Here is a 16066-nt window from a genome sequence, read left to right on the forward strand (position 1 = left end):
CGTTAAGCACCGCACTTTGCGGTGCTTAACCTATTATAAATCGTTATTTCGCTCACTTGGGATATCACTTAAATATTCTACAAATTCTACTTCAAACCCTGCAGGATCAATAAAGTAGACATTCTTTCTGAAAGGATTCTCGTTACCTTGCTTGCTTAGAGTAAAACCCACTTTATTTAAGCGCATTACTACTGCGCTTAAATTATTAGTTACATAAGCAAAGTGTGCAAAACCAATTTGATGGCCCGATAAGTTTCTGTTTTCACCTTCACCATGACTGCTTATCGCAATGTAATGCGTGTCATCCCCAAAGTGTACCCAGCGTCTTGGTTTTCCATGCCAATCGCCTCTGCCCTCACTTCTAATCGACCAATGTGGAAATACAGCGCGATAAAATGTAAGCATATTATCTATATCACTCGCGACTAAGTTTACGTGCTCTAAATACATAATGTTATCCTATCAGTTAAATTAGGAGTACGATAAAACCTCAAGTTAACTTTAGGTAAAGTGTTATTTAAATTTAATTTATTTAAATGCAGATAATTATTTTTTAAAAATATATAAACTTTTCAATCTTGTATAAAAAACAAACACAAGTATTTGGGGTTTATTGTTTACTTTATGGCAAAAGTCGCTAAAATACGCCGGCTGAAATATATAAACGTTCTTTTACAACCCAAAGGTAATACCATGCATCCAATGTTAAACATTGCGGTTCGCGCTGCGCGCAACGCAGGCAAAATTTTACTTCGCGCAAGTGAAGATTTATCAAAAGTTGAAGTGCAACAAAAAGGCGCTAACGACTTAGTAACTAACATTGATAAAGAAGCCGAAGCCGTAATTCGTGACACTATTTTACAGTCTTACCCTACTCACTCAATTGTTGGTGAAGAACTAGGTGAGCATAAAGGCAAGGATGATGATTACCAATGGATTGTAGATCCTATCGATGGAACAACTAACTTCATCAAAGGTATCCCTCATTACGCGGTTTCTATCGCACTTAAAGTTAAAGGTCGTTTAGACCAAGCTGTTATTTATGATCCAATTCGTGGTGAGCTTTTCACTGCATCTCGCGGTCAAGGCACTCAGTTAAACAGTAAACGTCTACGCGTTAGCAAAACTACGGTTCTTGCAGGCACTGTACTTGCTACTGGTTTCCCTTTCAAAAACAAAAACCACATGGATGCATACACTGAAGCGTTTAAAGCATTGTTTGTACACACTGCTGATATTCGCCGTGCAGGTTGTTCTGCTTTAGATATGGCATACGTTGCAGCTGGCCGTGTTGATGGATTTTTTGAAATTGGTTTAAAACCTTGGAACTCTGCTGCGGGCGAACTAATGGTTAAAGAAGCGGGCGGTATGGTTGTAGATTTCGCCGGTGGTAATAACTATAACCACAGCGGCAATATTATCTGTGGTTCACCAAAACTGACTCAAGCAATTATCCGCGAAATTCGTCCAGTATTAACTGAGTCGTTACTTCGCTAATTAAATGCTATTAATAGCATACTAAAAAGGAGCCTAGGCTCCTTTTTTTGTGCCTAAAAATAAGGGTTATCGAGCTTAATCTCTATTGTTTTACCTTTTGTATAAGGTAGTGTATTTAAATCCTTTGCGAAGTATTCATTAAATAATGCATCAAACTCGCCGTTTGTCTGCATTAATATTAAGCCCTCCTCTACTGCCTTTGCCAATTCGGGTTTACTCTTAGTCACAAAATAATAAATACCCGTTGGGTAGCTTATATATAAATCAGGCACAACGACTAAGTTACTTTGTTTGTTTTCAATAAGCTCAGAATTAACCTCAATAAACGAGCGAGGAAAGTAATCTATTCGCCCACGGCTCGTTAAAGTGAACATGGCTTGGTAATTGGTAAGCGGCCTTACACGTAAGCCGTTATAGGACATTATTCTTGTATCTGGCCAGTTGTGACCCTGCACTGCTGAAAACTCTCCTAGCTGCTCTAGGGTTTTTACGTCTTTAAAGCGTGCTACGTTTTGTTTATTAGTGAGTAAAGCCCGCTTTCCTATATAACCTTTAAATAGTGGTATTTTAATAGCTAAAGCAAGTGCCTCTCGCTCTGGACTACTCATACTCCAATACATATCTAGTTCGTTATCATTTAGGTTTATGAGCTTACGTTTTTGCTGATCTGATATGGGAGTCATCCTAATAACCCCAGGATAGTTAACACTCTCAAGTGCACGTACCAGTAGCTCACTTAAGTACTCTTCTCGTGCGTTTTGAGTATCTTGCTTTTGGGCTACATTAATTATTTGCTCTTGCGCCATAAGTGCAAAACTTGCAAGCAGACCAAGTACACTGGTCGAGATTTTTATTGGCAACATAATAATTACCTATTTTTATTTAAATTACCTGCTTATTGCTTGCTAGGCGTACCACTGCGGGCGCAGGCCCTTTACGTTTGCAAATAAACAAATAACTATGGCGATAACGTTTGGCTTCTTTTTTAGCATCAGTTGCGAGTGCTGCAACTTGGTGACTGTTTTTACATTGTTGTAAATCAGGCTCAACTAAGCCAATCGATAACGTTAGTAGCGGCACAAATTGCTTTTCTCCTTCACGATTTGTGGCCCAATACCCTTCGCTCTTTATGTGCTCAGGTGTAAAAAATATACGAGACTGGAGTTGAAATTGCTCAATAATGGTATTACATATATCAACCGCGTTGTGCTGATCAAACACCACCATAAAGTCATCGCCACCTATATGTCCTACAAAGTTAGCACTATTTTTACACGCTTGCACTGTTACATCAGCTAATAGTTTAATTACACTGTCGCCGCTAGCGTAGCCGTATAAGTCATTAAATTGCTTAAAATGATTTAAGTCTATATACGCGAGTGAAAACGGATTACTACCTTTTAATCGCTGCTCTATAGCTTCATTAATTGCCACATTACCAGGGAGCATAGTCAGTGGATTAGCGTGTTGTGCATGGCGTATTTTTTCTTCGGTTATGTGTTTTAAAATATCGCGAAGCGGCGCTAACCCTAAATAAGCGTTTTCTCTGGTTATCACTATATGGCGGCGTATATCAAAGTCCTGCTCAGTTATTTGCTTACTTACGGTATCGAGTAATTGATTTTCGTCAACGACTAAGGGCTGCTTATCCATCAGTGCAGTAACGGGGCGTTTATCGTAAAGAGCATGCCCATAGGGCGCTGCAAAAACTTCTGTTAATTGATCTCTGTGAAGTAACCCTACTGGCTGGTTTTCAGTATTTAACACTGCAATGCTTATGAGTGATTTATCTTGCTCAAAGAGCTTATGCGCATCTTTACAGCGAGTGTCGCTGCTTATTGCAAGTTGCGTAATCGATAAGCGACCTATAGCCATAGATTGATCAAACAATGTGTTTGATTGCGTAAATGAAAGAGCTTTTAGTTGCTCTGAGCTGAAATCTTCACTTGGCTTTATGCTTGGCTTTTCGAGTAAAAACCCTTGTACATTACTAATGCCTAAGTTTTCTACAAATGTAAGCTCTTCTGGACGCTCAATGCCTTCAGCAATAACCTGAGTATTAGTAGCTCTGGCCAAAATAGTAATAGATTTCAAAAACTCTTTTTTAACTTCGCTTTCATCACAATGATCAATAAAATAGCGGTCAATTTTTACAAAATCAGGGCATAGTTCAGACCATTGCTTTAACCCTGAATACCCAGCGCCTAAATCATCTATTGCTATAGTAAAACCGAGCTCTCGGTAATGGGCTATCGTTTTTAATAACAAGAAGCCATCATCTACTTTTTCTTGCTCAGTAACCTCTATAACTACACGGTTAGCAGCTAAGCCAAATTGCTCTATTAGGTGCAATGTTTCCCCTTTAGGGTGGCAAGGGTCTAGTAGTGTTTTAGGGCTTACATTTAAAAATAATTTACCTTGTAGGTTAAGCCTTACAAAGTTTTCAATCGCTTTAGAGCGACATAGTAATTCAAGCTCCGAAATTAAACATTCCTCATGGGCAACTTTAAATAACGTATTAGGCATTTCTAACGGGCTATTTTTAGGTCCTCGACTAAGTGCTTCGTAACCTAAAATAACTTGATTACTAATATCAAAAATAGGCTGAAACAGCGTTGTTATTTCACCGCTTTTTAAAATGTACTCTAATACTTTGCGCTGAATCGTCACGTATTTGCCTTACAACTATTTTGATTGGAGCAATAAAGTACCAAGTGTGTATGACATTTTTATTGCGCAAAAAAATGCGCTCATAAAAAAACCGCTCATAAGAGCGGTTTTTATTAAGTACAAACCTAGTTACGGCATAGCGTCTTGGTCTGCGCCTTCTTTTTCAATTACTTCAGGTATTAAATCTTCTTTGCTTACGCCCATTGCTATAGCAACAGAGCTTGCAACATAAATCGAAGAATAAGTACCAATAAACACACCAAACAGTAATGCAGTTGCAAAACCATGAATGGTTTGTCCGCCCCATGCAAACAAGGCAATCAATACTAAAATAGTCGTGATTGATGTTACAAGTGTACGGTTAAGTGTTTGTGTAAGTGAAATATCAATAATTTCTATCGTATCGTCAATGCGTACCTTACGGAAGTTTTCACGTATACGGTCTGATACAACAATCGTATCATTGAGTGAATAACCAATTACCGCAAGAATTGCCGCTAATATAGTTAAATCAAACTCTAAACCTAATACCGAAAATAAACCCACAGTAATGATAACATCGTGTAGTAGTGCACCTACCGCACCTACTGCAAAGCGCCATTCAAAACGAAACGCAACGTAGATTAAGATACAAATAAGCGCTGTTAACATGGCAAGGCCACCCTGCTCTTTTAAGTCTTCACCTACACTTGGGCCTACAAATTCAATACGGCGCATTACTACGCTGTCGTCTGCTTTTTTAAGTGCATCGATTACTTGGTTACCAATTACTTCAGCTTTTACATCGCTACCGCGTGGTGCTAAGCGAACTAAAATTTCTTGGCTTGAACCAAATAGCTGCACTGATGCATCAGCAAAACCATTATCAGCTAGTGCATCACGTACTTTTTTAAGGTCAGCCGGTTGTGAAAAACCCACTTCTACCGCAGTACCGCCGGTAAAATCTAAACCAAAGTTTAGGCCTTTGATAAAAATTGATGCAAACGACGCTAAAATTAGTAGCGTCGAGAAACCCATAGCCACTTTTCGAAGAGACATGAAACGAAGGGTTCTACTACCCAAACTTAAAATTTGCATGTCTGCTCCTTAAATCGAAAGTTTATCAATGCGTTTACCACCAACAAATAAGTTGATTACCGCACGGGTACCAACGATGGCTGTAAACATTGAAGTTAAAATACCAATCGCAAGTGTCACTGCAAAGCCCGCAATCGGACCAGTGCCCACTGCAAACAGTATAATGGCAGCAATTAGTGTCGTGATGTTGGCATCAAATATAGTGCTAAATGCGCTATCGTAACCAAAATGAATCGCTTGTTGAGGGCTACGACCATCGGCCAGCTCTTCACGAATACGTTCAAAAATAAGTACGTTAGCATCAACCGCCATACCTACCGTTAATACAATACCGGCAATACCTGGTAGCGTAAGTGTAGCGCCCGGAATTAAAGACATAACACCTACAATTAGTACTAAGTTAGCCGCAAGCGCAAGGTTTGCAACCATACCAAAACCTTTGTAGTACACAAGCATAAACACAAGTACAAACGCAAAGCCAAGTGCAACCGCAGTCATACCCGCTTCAATATTTTCTTGTCCTAAGCTTGGACCTACTGTGCGCTCTTCAACAATTTGAATTGGCGCTACAAGTGCACCAGCACGAAGTAGTAAGCTTAAGTTATGTGCTTCTGCTGGGTTATCAATGCCGGTAATACGGAACGAGCGATCAAGACGGGCTTGAATCGTTGCTACGTTAATAACTTCTTCAACCTTAATAGGCGGAAGCGCTTTACCGTTTGCATCTTTTTTACCTGATGGCTTGTACTCAATAAATACCGTTGCCATACGCTTACCAATAGCACGTTTGGTAAAGGCATTCATTTTTGCCCCACCTTTGCTATCTAGCGTAATACTCACTTGCGGGCGTTGGTATTCATCAGCGCCAGATTGCGCGCCAGTTATATGGCTGCCTTCTAGAATAATACGCTTTTTAAGTACAACAGGGTAACCGTCGCGGCTCATGATCATTTCAGTACCCGCAGGGATACGACCTTGAGCAGCAGCGCTAATATCAGCGTTTTCGTCTACTTCACGAAATTCAAGTGTTGCTGTTGCGCCTAAAATTTCTTTAGCGCGTGCTGTGTCTTGAATACCAGGTAGTTGAACAATAATACGCTCAGCGCCTTGGCGTTGTACGTTAGGTTCTGCAACACCAATTTGGTTGATACGGTTACGAATAATCGTTTCATTTTGCTTGATAGCGTAGTCACGAATTTCTTTGAGTTTTTGCTCACTCATTGTCGCAAAAAATGCTTTATCGTTACTGCTGTCATCAATGTAGACATTTAGCGGGTAGCGAGTTTCTAAGAAGCTCTCTGCTGCATTTTTGTCTTCTTCAGTACGCATTTCTACACGCATACGATCGGAGCCTGCTACGCGGCGAACACTACGATAACGTAGTTTTTCTTCGCGCAGGTCACTGCGAAAATCTTGTTCCATTTGCTCAAGCTGGTTATCAACCGCTGTTGCCATGTCGATTTCCATGGTGAAATGTACGCCACCACTTAAATCAAGACCTAGCTTCATAGGGTTACCACCAACCGCTTTTAACCAAGCTGGTTGAGCAGGTGCCATATTAATAGCAGAAATGTAATCATCGCTCAGCGAATCACGCAGTAAATCATGCGCTTTAAGCTGTTCTTCAACATTTTTAAAACGAACTAAAATTTGCCCATCTTCAAGTATTGTCGATTTAGCGGTTACATTATTTTTTTCAAGGATTGCGTTTACTTTGTCTACAACACTGAGATCGACATCAGCGCCTTTAGCACCTGAAACTTGTATGGCCGGATCACGACCATACAAGTTTGGAGAGGCATATAAAAGGCCAATGGCTACCACAGCTAAAACAAGTAAATACTTCCAAACTGGAAACTTGTTTAACACGGGGTCGTCCTTATTATTTTTATAGCGACTTCATTGTGCCTTTTGGCAATACTGCAGATACTGCAGATTTTTGTACTGTAACTTCTGCTTGCTCGTTTAAAGAGATAACGATGAAATCTTTCTCTTCAGAAATTTTCACAATTTTACCCACTAAACCGCCTTGGGTAAGTACTTCATCACCTTTAGCCATCATACTCATTAAGCTTTTGTGCTCTTTAACGCGCTTAGCTTGTGGGCGGTAGATTAAAAAGTAAAAAACCAAACCGAAAATAGCTAACATTATTAGCATTTCCCAACCACCGCCTGCCGCAGGTTGACCAGCTGCTGCGTGTGCATTTGAAATAAATAAACTCATGATACTTCCTCTTTAATTTTAAAGTTTAATTTTTTATATCTGCTAACTCTGGCACATCTTGGCCTCGGCGAGCATAAAAATCTTGTACAAATTCTTCTAATTTAACTTCGCTAATTGCATTACGTAAACCTTCCATAACACGTTGATAGTAACGTAAGTTATGAATTGTGTTTAGTCGCGCACCTAAAATTTCGTTACATTTATCAAGGTGATGCAAATAAGCTCGTGAATAGTTTTTACACGTATGGCAATCACACTCAGGGTCAAGTGGCCCTGTATCTGTTTTATGCACTGCGTTACGTATTTTTACTACACCCGTGGTAATAAATAAATGCCCGTTACGCGCATTACGTGTTGGCATAACACAGTCAAACATATCAATACCACGGCGAACCGACTCAACTAAGTCTTCTGGCTTGCCTACACCCATAAGGTAACGAGGCTTGTCTTCTGGCATTTTAAACGCACAATGATCAAGGATATTCATCATTTCGTTTTTAGGCTCACCTACTGATAGGCCACCTAATGCATAACCGTCAAAACCAATTTCTTCAAGGCCAGCTTGTGATTGTGCACGTAATTCTGGGTACATACCACCTTGGATAATACCAAATAAAGCAGATGGATTATCGCCATGCCCTTCTTTTGAACGCTTAGCCCAACGAAGAGATAACTCCATAGAATCTTTAGCTTCTTTTTCAGTTGCTGGGTATGGCGTACACTCGTCAAAAATCATAACGATGTCTGAGCCTAAGTCGCGCTGTACTTCCATCGACTTTTCAGGCGACATCATAATTTCATCACCATTTACTGGAGATTGAAATAAAACGCCTTCTTCAGTGATTTTGCGCATTGCGCCTAAGCTAAATACTTGAAAACCGCCTGAGTCAGTTAAAATTGGGAAGTCCCAATTCATAAAGTCGTGTAAATCACCATGTTGTTTAATGATCTCAGTACCTGGGCGAAGCATTAAATGAAAGGTATTACCTAAACATATTTGCGCACCAGTGGCTTTAACTTCATCTGGCGTCATACCTTTTACAGTACCGTAAGTACCAACAGGCATAAAAGCAGGTGTTTCTATTACACCACGGTCAAAAATTAAGCGGCCGCGGCGCGCTTTTCCGTCAGTACAATCTAATTCAAATTTCATATCATCCTCAATGTCGGAAAAACAGTCCAACAAGCTATAATTTAACCGCCTGATTCTACCCTTTTTGCCTCACTAATACTATTAGCTGCGATAAATTCAGTTTTGCCAATTGCCGCAAACAAAAACCCCAGCAACTAAGCTGGGGGTTTTAATATATTCTACTGAGTATTAAACAATATTTTGTTACTTACGTGTTAAAAACATCGCGTCGCCATAACTAAAAAAGCGGTACTGCTGCTCTATTGCAGTATTGTAAGCGCCCATAATATTGTCTTGGCCGCTAAAAGCACTTACTAACATAATGAGCGTTGATTCTGGTAAGTGAAAATTTGTGACCATGGCATCAACAACATTAAATTGATAACCCGGAAAAATAAATATATCGGTATCACCAAAATACGTATCTAACTTGCCGCCGTGAACTTTAGCAGCCGACTCTAATGAGCGAACTGAAGTTGTGCCTATCGCAATTACACGCCCACCATTTGCTTTAGTTTGCGCAACAGCTGCAACTACGTCATCAGGTACTTCTATGTATTCTGAGTGCATTACATGCTCATCAACACTATCAACTCGTACCGGCTGAAAAGTACCAGCGCCAACGTGTAGCGTAACAAAAGCCATATTTACGCCTTTATCTTTGAGTGCTGTCATTAACTTATCGTCAAAATGTAGACCTGCAGTTGGTGCTGCAACTGCACCTGGTTTTTCACCATAAACAGTTTGGTAACGCTCACGGTCAGCATCGGTATCAGGTCGGTCAATATAAGGAGGCAGTGGCATATGGCCAATATCATTAAGTATATCTAGCACATTTTGGCTATGATCGAACTCAAGCTCAAATAAAGTATCGTGGCGTGCAACCATTGTTGCCTTGGCTTTGCCTTCTAAAATAACTTCGTTACCAACCTTAAGCGACTTGCTCGCCCGTACATGCGCAAGTACGCGATGTTCATCTAATACCCGCTCTACAAGTACTTCAACTTTTCCGCCTGAAGCTTTTTGACCAAACATACGTGCTGGAATAACGCGTGTATTGTTAAAGACCAATAAATCGCCTTCGTTTACTAAATCAAGTATATCGCTAAACACTTTATGTTCTAAAGTTCCGCTTGGGCCATCTAAAGTGAGTAGACGGCTGCTGGTTCTGTCCGCTTTAGGAAAACGAGCTATTAATTCATCAGGTAAGTCAAAGCTAAAGTCAGCCACGCGCATAATTAGTAATCCACATCATTTAAAATCGCGCCAAGTGTATATGTATCGGATATTAAGCTCAAGAAATCAGCCAAACTTATAATGTCTGTTTGCGTGTTTGCCATTAAATTCTCTTGTTCTTATGGTTAAATGTCACTATTCTTATTCGGCTAAATTATTATAAGTTATATTAGGGGTGTTCAACTCGTGCCAAACCAGCTTAAATTGCTAATATTAAACGCAAGTAGTGCTGAACGTCGCGCGATTAAGGGCACTTTAGAGAGCTTAAATGTATTTACCTTTATTGATGCCCAAGACAGCCAACAAGCTTTAAAGCTTTTAAAACAACACCCTGTTGATATTATAATAACGGGCATTAATGTTGGTAAAATTGATGGCTGGCGCTTTTCTAGGATGATCCGCTCAGGATTATTAAAAACACCAAAAAACACACCAATCTTACTTATTCCGCCAATTTACTGTGAGCGGATTGCCGAAACAACAGCCCGAAGCTATGGGATAGATGCTGTACTACCGTTTGAGCACAAAGATATGCTCCCTCAAGTACTTGCGAATGTTTTATCTACTCACTTAGAAAAAAGTAGCCGGCTAAACTTATTATTATTAGAGCCACTTCAAAATACGGCAGACAAAATAAGTGAACAGTTAAAGTTAAACTTTGCTATCACTCACGTAACTTCAGCTAAAGCGGCACTTAACGCTTATAACCAACAGCAGTTTTCAATTGTGCTACTCGATGCCACTACATCAAGTGCAGAGAGCTCGAGTGTACTCGTTGAAGAAATCCTCCAGCACAATTCTAAACAAGCTATTGTTACAATTATAGAAAGTGACGATGCCGATTACGCTGAGCAGCTTTTGCTTTCGGGTGTTACCGACTTTATTAGAGCCCCTTACGATCCTTCATTTTTAAACAAAGTGTGTGACCACGCCGCACGACGTGAAGATTTTATGGTGAGTTATGCTGAATTTGCTTACAAAGTAGAACAATTAAGCGTGAGCGAAGTGCGTTACAAGGAGTTATTTTCAGCTCATCAGCGTATTTTATTGCACTTAAATACAGTTGTTTTAGAGCTCGATCAGCAAGGTAATATTCGTTTTATTAACCCCGCATGGGAAACATTAAGCGGTTTTGGTGTTAAATCATCACTACAAAACCCATTAAGCGCTTATTGTAATAACGAAGATAAAGGAAGGCTTGACTACACTATTAACGATATTTTACATGGTGGCGAGCAACAGCAACAAATAGAAGTAAAGTTAACCCACAAAAATGGCAATTTAATTTGGGTTGAATGCAGATTGCAGCTAATAAAAAATAGCCGTAATAACGCGACCATAACCGCAACTATCGACAATATACACGAACGAAAGCAAGCTGAGATTCAACTACGTCATTTAGCACACCATGACCCATTAACTGGTTTACATAATCGTTATTATTTTGATCAACAGCTTAATAAAATATGCCAAGATAAATACACCTATGATGGCATTGAGCATGCTGTTATTTATATTGACCTCGATCACTTTAAAATAATAAACGACAGTAAAGGCCATCATCAGGGCGATATAGTTTTAAAAGAAGTGGCGCAATTATTTAAAGCAAATATTGGCGACGATCACCTGGTATGCAGAATTGGTGGGGATGAATTTGCAGTCATACTTACCAATATGAATTTACTGGATGCACACCTTATTGCAGAAGGTGTGTGTAGTGCGATAGAAAAACATGCTTTTAAATCAGAAGATCAGATATACACTATTAGGTGCTCTATTGGTTTAACTCAAATCACGACACAAAATAACGACCCTAATGAGTGTTTAAAACAAGCCGATATTGCTTTGTATATTGCCAAAAACCTAGGGCGTAACTTAGTACATTGCTATTCAAAAGAAGATGCTCAAAACAATACACTACAAACAGGGCTTGAATGGGGCCACGAAATTCGCCAAGCACTACAGCAAGATAATATTGAACTACATTACCAACCTATTTGGGATTTTAAAGAGTGTAAAGTTGCTTATTTTGAAGCGCTTTTACGCTTAAAACTAAAAGGTGAACTCGTATACCCAAACCAGTTTATTCCCTCTTTAGAAATGCTTAACGACACATTTTTGATGGATCAATGCGTTATACGTAATGCTATTGCTTGTGTATCTAAGCACCCAGAGTTAAACCAAGTTGCTATTAATTTGTCAGCACAATCGTTCTTAGATGAGCGCTTATTGCCATTAATTGAATCAAACCTTGAAAAGTATAACGTGCCTGCTTCGCGGATAATTTTTGAAATAACTGAATCTGCGAGTATTAATAACCTAAAGGCCACTCGTAAAATGATTGAGAAGCTTAATAGCTTAGGCTGTCATTTTTCTATCGATGATTTTGGAACTGGATTTAGTACATTTAATTATTTAAAACAGCTACCAGCACAGCATGTAAAAATTGATGGCTCATTTGTAAGTGATATGCTCAATGACCCTATAGATTTAGCGTTAGTAAAAGCAATAAATGATATTAGTCGGTCTCTCGATAAGCGCTCTGTAGCTGAGTACGTTGAAAACGAAGAGATATTTTTTGCACTAAAAGAAATTGGTGTTGATTATGGGCAAGGCTACTTTATTGCACGTCCAATACCTGTTGAAAAAGTAAAAGATGAACTCGAAAAAATTTCTAAAAATAAAACGTTTTACCAACAACAAGCTAGCCCAAAATAAACAAAATTAAACAATTTTAATCATTTTATTACTACCAATATTACCTTTCTTGCCTATACTTTCAGCATCAAATAAAAAATGTCGTGCCTTTTTATGTATTTCACTTTAAAAACATGACATTACCTTTTGGCGGCGTAGTACCGATATTTATAGTGGGTTTCAAAGCTATTGAAGCTTTTAAGGAAGAAGGTATGACACAACTAGTTATGTTATTACTGATTATACATTTTGCAATCGCGTATCAGTGTTACCGCTACGCGAATATTAAAGGCTACCCAGTTAAGGTTTTTACTGTATTAGGCTGTGTGCCTTACTTTAACTTGGTGGTATGGATTTATTTATTATTTTTACCTGAACTTGAGCCTTTTGAAAGCCATCTTCAAAATCAAAAGCAGCCTTTGTAGGCTGCTTTAGTTCACTTATTATTCTGCTTTAGAAAAATCTAAACTACATTGACGCTTTAAAAACACCTCAAGCTGTTGACTAAATAGCCTAAAGTCTCGAATTCGGCCCGTAGTTTTACGCCACAAGATACCAATATCTCTATATGCATCACTTTGTGATGGTGTAGCCACCATATTTTTATTATCTAAAATACCCGCATTAATCGCCATCTGTGGTAAAAAAGTCACCCCGAGCTGATGCTCAACCATGCTTAATAGAGTATGTAAGCTTGCAGCTTCAAATGGGTTAATACAACTGGCACGGTTTAAGTGACATGCACTAAGCGCATGGCCCGTCATGCAGTGCTCGCGCTCTAATAAGAATACGCTAGCCTCTGGTAATAGATTAAAGTCGACTACGCCCTTTGCAGCGCTGTAATCCTTATGGTGCACTAAACTAAACTGATCTTTTGCCAATACTTGTGTATGAAATTTATCTGTTTCGTACGGCAGTGCAAGTAGCGCTAAATCAATATGCCCATGTTCAAGTTTATCCAGTAGCTTGTCACTCGTATCTTCAATTAATACCAGCTCTAAATCACAAAAGGTTTCTTTACAAAAATGATAAAGCGGAGCCGCTATAAAGCTTGCAATTGTAGGTATAACACCCACAGTCAGCTTACCACTTAGTGGTGTTAAAAAGCTTTTTGTAAGCTCTTTTAAACTAATTGTATCGTTAATTATTTTACGAGAACGCTCAACAACTTCTTCACCAATACTGGTAAACATCAGGCTGCGATTTTCACGCTCAATTAGCTGACAGCCTAGTGTTTCTTCAAGATTTTGAATAGCGCTACTTAAAGTAGATTGTCCTATAAAGCAGGCACTAGCGGCTCTGCCAAAGTGCTGATGTTGATGAACAGCTAATAAATACTGTAGTTGTTTAATACTTGGAAGGTTAGTCATTTTTTCTTTCCACAAATAAAAAGACCCCAACACCTAGGGCATTGAGATCTTTTCAAGCTAAAAGTCTTTGAGTACTTTTTATTAAACCCCAAATGCGGTTCTTAGTACGTAGAAAATAACAATAGCAAGGGCAGCGCCAACTGGCAATGTAATTACCCAAGAAACTACAATGTTTCTGATAACACCCATGTTAAGCGCGCCAATTCCACGTGCCATACCTACACCTAATACCGCACCCACTAAGGTTTGAGTAGTAGAGATTGGCATACCAGTACCTGAGGCAATAACAACGGTAGAAGCAGCAGCTAGTTCAGCAGCAAAACCACGGCTAGGTGTTAAATGTGTAATACCTTCACCAATTGTTTTGATTACTTTTTTGCCTAAAATAGCAAGACCAGCAACAATACCAAAACCACCTAGAGGTAGAATCCACCAAGCAATAGCTGCTTTTTTAGCAATTTCACCATTGTTTTCAACAATGTTTACAACAGCTGCTAGTGGACCAATTGCATTAGCAACGTCATTAGAACCATGTGCAAATGCCATACAACATGCTGTAAGTACCATAAGAACAGCAAATACTTTTTCAACATTGTTGAACTGCATTTGTTTATCTGCTTTTGGATCAATATTTAAGCGAGATATGGCAATTTTACCAATCACAGCAACAACTATTGCAACACCTACTGACAGTGCATAGCCTTCAGCTGAGCCTAGGTCTATACCAACGTGCTTTAAGCCCTTTTTAATTGTAACCAATGCCATGATAAAACCTGCTAAGCCCATATAAAGAGGGACATAACGTTTAGCATTTTTTAGTGGTGCATCTGTATTAAAAATAAGTTTTTGTGCACTCATGAATATTAAGTATGCAATAAAGCCTGATATGGCAGGTGTTATAATCCAACTACCTACGATACCACCTACTTTATCCCATTGAATCGCCTCAGTACCTACTGCAACTAACGCAAAACCAATGATTGCACCAATGATTGAGTGAGTTGTAGATACAGGCCAACCTAAGAACGAGGCCATTAATAACCAAGCACCGGCTGCAAATAAAGACGAAATCATACCCAGAACCATTAATTCCGGAATATCTGCAAATGGTGCTGCATCAATAATTCCTTTACGAATTGTTGATGTAACCTCACCACCTGCTAAATAGGCGCCTGCAAATTCAAAAATCATCGCTATAAAAATAGCTTGTTTGATTGTTAGCGCTTTTGAACCTACAGATGTACCCATGGCGTTCGCTACGTCGTTCGCGCCAATACCATAAGCCATAAAAAAGCCGACTGCTGCGGCAATTAAAATTAATACCGTGCCGTAAGATGCAATGATATCCATTGTAAAACCTTAATCTTTCGTGTTTGAACTGATTTTAAATTAACGAGCTAACATCAGCTCAAGACGTGATCCTACGCGCTCTGCAATATCTGCAAGCTCGCCAACCCATTCAATGATTTTGTACAAAAACATCACATCAATTGGGTTTAACTCACCCTCTACATCACGTAGCTGGCGGCGTACTTTTATCTGCATTTCGTCCGTGTCTTGTTCTATGGCATCCAATTCAACTAACATTTTTTCTACTAAGGTGACTTCTCGACCTTTAAAACCCGTTTCTAGCAATTCTTCTAATTCGTTAATTGCTTTAGATGCTTGTTTAGTCGCATCTACACAACGGGTTAAGTAAGCTAAGAAATCAGCTTGCATAACTTTAGGAATGGTCATTTCACGACCAATCACTCGTCCTGCAATATCTTTTGCTTTATTGGCAATTTTATCTTGTTGAGTTACTAATTCGAGAAGATCTGTACGCTCTACCGGCATGAATAAACCACGTGGCAATTGTAAGCGTATATCTCTTTTCATATCATCAGCTTCACGTTCTAAATTGCGAATAGTGATGCGAAGCTCTTCAGCTTGTACCCACTCTTCTTTAAATACGTGATTAAAAAAAGGTATCAAAGCTTTACTTGCTTGATGAACCTTCTTGATGTGTTCTTCCATTGGTTTGATAGGAGATTTTGCAAATACTCCTAAAAACGCGTTTGTAGGCATAACTGACCCTTTAATCAAATTGATATGCTTTGCAGCATGAATTTTACAGTATTAACCAAGATTGTGAACGCTTTTTATTACTTCACTAAGGCTTGC

At 39.1% G+C, this 16066-nt stretch carries 14 protein-coding genes; 3 read left to right on the forward strand and 11 right to left on the reverse strand.

All coding sequences use genetic code 11. The annotated features are described in order from the left end of the window. Nucleotides 1-33: 33 nt before the first annotated feature. Nucleotides 34-450, reverse strand: coding sequence for a VOC family protein (locus H5090_RS08850; protein WP_182695499.1), 417 nt, complete (start codon nucleotides 448-450; stop codon nucleotides 34-36). A 243-nt stretch (nucleotides 451-693) separates the two neighbouring features. On the opposite strand from H5090_RS08850, the gene suhB reads away from it, so the two are divergent. Beyond that, nucleotides 694-1497, forward strand: a complete 804-nt coding sequence (gene suhB, locus H5090_RS08855; RefSeq protein WP_002957826.1) for an inositol-1-monophosphatase — start codon at nucleotides 694-696, stop codon at nucleotides 1495-1497. 53 nt (nucleotides 1498-1550) lie between these two features. On the opposite strand, the gene H5090_RS08860 is transcribed toward suhB, so the two are convergent. From H5090_RS08860 to queA, 7 genes are all read right to left on the reverse strand, one after another. After that, nucleotides 1551-2360 (reverse strand): ABC transporter substrate-binding protein, encoded by an 810-nt coding sequence (locus H5090_RS08860; RefSeq protein WP_182695500.1) that lies wholly within the window; start codon nucleotides 2358-2360, stop codon nucleotides 1551-1553. A gap of 19 nt (nucleotides 2361-2379) precedes the next feature. Further along, on the reverse strand, nucleotides 2380-4167 hold the full coding sequence (locus H5090_RS08865; protein WP_182695501.1) for a bifunctional diguanylate cyclase/phosphodiesterase: 1788 nt from the start codon (nucleotides 4165-4167) through the stop codon (nucleotides 2380-2382). A 129-nt stretch (nucleotides 4168-4296) separates the two neighbouring features. Further along, nucleotides 4297-5244 carry a protein translocase subunit SecF gene (secF, locus tag H5090_RS08870; RefSeq protein WP_002957828.1) on the reverse strand — a complete coding sequence of 316 codons (948 nt, stop codon included), beginning with the start codon at nucleotides 5242-5244 and terminating at the stop codon, nucleotides 4297-4299. Between the two features lie 9 nt (nucleotides 5245-5253). Then, nucleotides 5254-7113, reverse strand: coding sequence for a protein translocase subunit SecD (secD, locus tag H5090_RS08875; RefSeq protein ID WP_182695502.1), 1860 nt, complete (start codon nucleotides 7111-7113; stop codon nucleotides 5254-5256). 19 nt (nucleotides 7114-7132) lie between these two features. Then, a complete protein-coding gene (yajC, locus tag H5090_RS08880) occupies nucleotides 7133-7468 on the reverse strand; it encodes a preprotein translocase subunit YajC (protein WP_002957830.1) in 336 nt (111 codons plus the stop codon). Nucleotides 7469-7493: 25 nt separating this feature from the next. Then, nucleotides 7494-8621: a tRNA guanosine(34) transglycosylase Tgt gene (tgt, locus tag H5090_RS08885; RefSeq protein WP_182695503.1), complete on the reverse strand. Its 1128-nt coding sequence runs from the start codon at nucleotides 8619-8621 to the stop codon at nucleotides 7494-7496. Nucleotides 8622-8804: 183 nt separating this feature from the next. Beyond that, nucleotides 8805-9836 (reverse strand): tRNA preQ1(34) S-adenosylmethionine ribosyltransferase-isomerase QueA, encoded by a 1032-nt coding sequence (gene queA / locus H5090_RS08890; RefSeq protein ID WP_182695504.1) that lies wholly within the window; start codon nucleotides 9834-9836, stop codon nucleotides 8805-8807. Between the two features lie 186 nt (nucleotides 9837-10022). On the opposite strand from queA, the gene H5090_RS08895 reads away from it, so the two are divergent. Then, the gene (locus H5090_RS08895; protein ID WP_182695505.1) at nucleotides 10023-12554 is read left to right on the forward strand and encodes a GGDEF domain-containing protein; all 2532 of its coding nucleotides are present in this window, start codon (nucleotides 10023-10025) and stop codon (nucleotides 12552-12554) included. A gap of 191 nt (nucleotides 12555-12745) precedes the next feature. Beyond that, nucleotides 12746-12958, forward strand: a complete 213-nt coding sequence (locus H5090_RS08900; RefSeq protein ID WP_002957835.1) for a hypothetical protein — start codon at nucleotides 12746-12748, stop codon at nucleotides 12956-12958. 18 nt (nucleotides 12959-12976) lie between these two features. Here the strand turns inward: H5090_RS08900 and H5090_RS08905 are convergent, their stop codons facing one another. From H5090_RS08905 to H5090_RS08915, 3 genes are all read right to left on the reverse strand, one after another. Beyond that, entirely contained in the window at nucleotides 12977-13903 is a 927-nt protein-coding gene (locus tag H5090_RS08905; RefSeq protein ID WP_002957836.1) for a hydrogen peroxide-inducible genes activator, read from the reverse strand. Nucleotides 13904-13984: 81 nt separating this feature from the next. Further along, nucleotides 13985-15253 carry an inorganic phosphate transporter gene (locus tag H5090_RS08910; protein ID WP_024597536.1) on the reverse strand — a complete coding sequence of 423 codons (1269 nt, stop codon included), beginning with the start codon at nucleotides 15251-15253 and terminating at the stop codon, nucleotides 13985-13987. Nucleotides 15254-15292: 39 nt separating this feature from the next. Next, nucleotides 15293-15970 carry a TIGR00153 family protein gene (locus H5090_RS08915; RefSeq protein ID WP_002957838.1) on the reverse strand — a complete coding sequence of 226 codons (678 nt, stop codon included), beginning with the start codon at nucleotides 15968-15970 and terminating at the stop codon, nucleotides 15293-15295. Nucleotides 15971-16066 lie beyond the last annotated feature (96 nt).

Source organism: Pseudoalteromonas sp. SR43-5 (genome assembly GCF_014163835.1).
In the GTDB taxonomy this organism is placed as follows: domain Bacteria; phylum Pseudomonadota; class Gammaproteobacteria; order Enterobacterales; family Alteromonadaceae; genus Pseudoalteromonas; species Pseudoalteromonas distincta.